Annotated in this window: 1 protein-coding gene and 2 pseudogenes; 1 reads left to right on the forward strand and 2 read right to left on the reverse strand. The window is 77.0% G+C overall.

The genetic code is table 11. From position 1 onward, the window contains the following. Both ACFWA9_RS38890 and ACFWA9_RS38895 read right to left on the reverse strand, forming a co-directional pair. Positions 1-127, reverse strand: a pseudogene (locus ACFWA9_RS38890) (alkaline phosphatase family protein); the annotation flags it as partial. Positions 128-272: 145 nt separating this feature from the next. Further along, positions 273-818 (reverse strand): annotated as a pseudogene (locus ACFWA9_RS38895) (FHA domain-containing protein); the annotation flags it as partial. 413 nt (positions 819-1231) lie between these two features. Between ACFWA9_RS38895 and ACFWA9_RS38900 the strand changes: the two are divergent. Next, positions 1232-2812, forward strand: a 1581-nt coding sequence (locus ACFWA9_RS38900) for a serine/threonine-protein kinase (RefSeq protein ID WP_380394285.1), incomplete at its 3' end; no start/stop codon positions are given.

A 2812-nucleotide genomic window follows, 5' to 3' on the forward strand; every position in this document is an offset into this window, starting at 1 on the left:
AGATGTTGGGCTCCCGCACGCCGAAGCGCTTCTCCATGAAGCGGATCACCGAGGTGTGGTCGAACGTCTCGGAGCAGACGTAGCCGCCCTTGCTCCACGGGGAGACCACGATCATCGGGCCGCGCGGGGGCGGGTGCGGCGAGCTGGAGGTGGCCGTGGCCGTCGGGCAGCGCCGCGCGGGCGGGCGCGCCCGGGCCGGACCCGGGATCCGGCGGGGTGACCCGCAGGGTGGACTCGCCGATCCGCAGCAGGGCGCCGCCCTCCAGCGGGACGGCCTCCTCGGGCGGTCCGGGCGGGACGATCCGGCCGTCCAGGGTGGTGCCGTTGGTGGAGCCGAGGTCCCGCACGGTGACCCGGCCGTCCTCCCCGAGGTGCAGCGCGAGGTGGAGGCGGGAGACGTCGGGGTCGTCGAGCGGGACGTCGGCCTCGCCGGAGCGGCCGACCCGGATCTCCCGGCCGTGCAGGCGGTGCACGCCGCCGGCGTCGGGGCCGCCGACCACCCGCAGCTCGGCGGCGGCCGCGCCGTCGTCCGGGTCGTCGGCGGTCGGGTCGGGCTCGTTGAGGCTGAGGACGGCGCCGTCGAGCAGCGGGGGGTGGCCGAGCAGGGTGTGCTCGTCCACCCGGTGCGCCCCGGCGTACAGGTGTACATGGGTGGCGGCTCGTGGGCCGCGCACGCCCACGGCGCCCGCGAGGGCGCCCGCGAGGGAGCCGAGCGCGGTGCCGACGGGCGCGGTGACCAGCACGTCCACGTAGGGGATGGCGGAGCCGGCGGCTGCCGGGCCGCTGCGCGGTCGGAGGACGGTCAGCCGGATCTGCATCTCGCCCGCGGTCCCTTCTGCTGGTGCTGACGCCTGGTGCTGACGCTTGCTGCCCGGGCTGCCTGCGGTGGACGCCCCTGCGGGCGGCTGCGACGACGGTGGGCCACAAGAGTGGCGACTGTCATCCTGCCATCCGTCACCGACAGTCCGCGCACGGTACCGGATTTGACGATCTTGCGATCATCGCCATGGTGGGGGCGACGGAGGGTCAGGTCAACCGTCCCCCCGAACGCCCCGCCCGCCGGCCTCGGGGACCCCCCTAGGGGATGTCCCCCAGACCCGTCCGGAACCCTCGCCGGTCGCCCCGAAAACGTGAACGGACCCGGTTAGAGTGGCCGCAACACGGGCCCGGCAGGCTCACCGCACCTGCGGAGGAGCGCCCCGCGCGGGCGGCACGGCGAGGAGTGCGACAGGTGCGGCCAGTCGGCAGCAAGTATCTGCTTGAGGAGACCCTCGGACGGGGGGCCACCGGCACCGTCTGGCGCGGACGGGTCCGCGCGGATGTCGCGGTGCCCGGCAGCGAGCCCGGGCAGCCGGTGGCGATCAAGGTGCTGCGCGAGGAGCTCGCGGCCGACCCCGACGTGGTGATGCGCTTCCTGCGCGAGCGCTCGCTGCTGCTGCGGCTGACCCACCCCAACATCGTCAAGGTCCGCGACCTGGTGGTCGAGGGTGAGCTGCTGGCCCTGGTGATGGACCTGATCGAGGGCCCCGACCTGGCCCGCTACCTGCGCGGCAACGGCCCGTTCAGCCCGATCGCCGGCGCCCTGCTGATGGCCCAGGTCGCCGACGCGCTGGCGGCCAGCCACGCCGACGGCGTCGTCCACCGCGACCTCAAGCCGGCCAACGTGCTGCTCGCCTCCACCGTGGTGGACGGCACCGAGCAGATGCACCCGATGCTGACCGACTTCGGTATCGCCCGCCTCGCCGACTCTCCCGGCATCACCCGCACCCACGAGTTCGTCGGCACTCCGGCGTACGTCGCGCCCGAGTCCGCCGAGGGCCGCCCGCAGACCTCCGCGGTGGACGTCTACGGCGCCGGGATCATGCTGTACGAGCTGGTCACCGGCCGCCAGCCGTTCCAGGGCGACGGCCCGCTGCAGATCCTCCAGGCGCACCTCGCCCAGGAGCCGCAGCGGCCCTCCACCATGCCCGACCCGCTCTGGACGGTGATCGAGCGCTGCCTGCGCAAGGACCCGGCGCAGCGGCCGAGCGCCGTCGCGCTGGCCCGCGCGCTGCGGGTGGTCGCGGCCGGGGTCGGCGTGCACGCCTCCCCGGCGGCGGTGGACGCGGCGCTCGCGGTGGGCGCGCTGCTGCTGCCGGACCCTCAGCCGGCCGCCGTGCCGGGCAACCCGCCGGGCGTCCTGCCCGACGCCGCCGCGGGCGCGCCGGGTACGGAGGACCGGACCCAGGTGCTGCCGGCCGGCCAGCCGGGCGGGCAGCACTACGACCCGGCCGCCGCGACCCGGGTGATGGGCACCCAGCCGCCGCCGGCCGCCCCGTACGGCGCCGCGGACCGCACCCAGGTGATGCCGCCCACCCCGCCGGGACCGCCGCAGCCGGAGGCGCCGCACCCCTGGCAGAGCCAGCTGCGCGCCGCCCGCGACCGCAACCAGCAGACCGAGATCGGCTACTTCGACCCGGCGGACTTCGAGGCTCCGCCGGTCGCCCCGCCGCCCTACCAGGCCCGACCGGGCGGCCGGCCCGACCAGGGCGGCCAGGGCGGTCAGCCCCGGCCGCAGGGCTACCCCCAGCAGCCGCCGCCGCGCGGCTACCAGCAGGCCCCGCCGCCCGGCTACGCCCAGCGCCCGCCGGTGGCCCCGCCGCCCTACCAGGCGGGGCAGGGGGGTCAGGCCCCCGGCGGCCGCCCGCAGCCGCCGGGCGGCTACAACCAGGCCCCGCAGCACAACCAGGCCCCGCAGCCCTACGGGCAGCAGCAGCCGCAGGCCGGCCCGCCCGGCGGCTACCAGGCCCCGCCGCCGCCCGCGCCGCAGCGC

It is taken from the genome of Kitasatospora sp. NPDC059973, assembly GCF_042737525.1.
Lineage (GTDB): Bacteria > Actinomycetota > Actinomycetes > Streptomycetales > Streptomycetaceae > Kitasatospora.